The following is a 446-nucleotide window of genomic DNA, read 5'->3' as shown; positions in this document are numbered from 1 at the left end:
TCTGGGGCTCGTTGAGGATCGCTGTTCGAAGCTGATCTAATTACAATCATATGGAACGGTGAAGTGTACTGAACCGGTCAAGGCGGACAGTGACGCGGAGCGAGTATATATAAGCAGTCTCACCCGCGAGACGACCGACAGGTCCTTGGAGGCTACCTGCCGATATAAGCAGCCAGTTCGTCGGGCGTCCCGTTGGGAAAAGCCTGCCTCAGGTGATCGAGGAACGCCGACACGCGAGCGCTCAGAAGACGCCGTGATGGGTAGAGTGCCCATAGCGCGACTTCTGATTCCTCAATATCTCCCCAATGTAGCAGCATGCCGTCAGCAAGATCGTGGCTCACCAGGGAGATCGGCAGGCGTGCAGCGCCGACCCCTGCCCGCACCGCATCCCGAACCATGATGAGCGACGACAATGCAAGGACTGGCTCGATACTGAATGTCGCAGG

Annotated in this window: 1 protein-coding gene; it reads right to left on the bottom strand. The window is 57.8% G+C overall.

Annotation, left to right across the window (positions count from 1 at the left end):
• Positions 1-152: 152 nt before the first annotated feature.
• Positions 153-446, bottom strand: a 294-nt coding sequence (locus tag DUT91_RS25165; RefSeq protein ID WP_245420030.1) for a LysR substrate-binding domain-containing protein, incomplete at its 5' end; no start/stop codon positions are given.

Origin of the sequence: Paramesorhizobium salinisoli, from assembly GCF_003335045.1 — a bacterium.
Classification (GTDB): Bacteria; Pseudomonadota; Alphaproteobacteria; order Rhizobiales; family Rhizobiaceae; genus Paramesorhizobium; species Paramesorhizobium salinisoli.
Note: the sequence above shows the minus strand (reverse complement) of the source record. Positions and strands in the feature narration are given on the sequence as shown.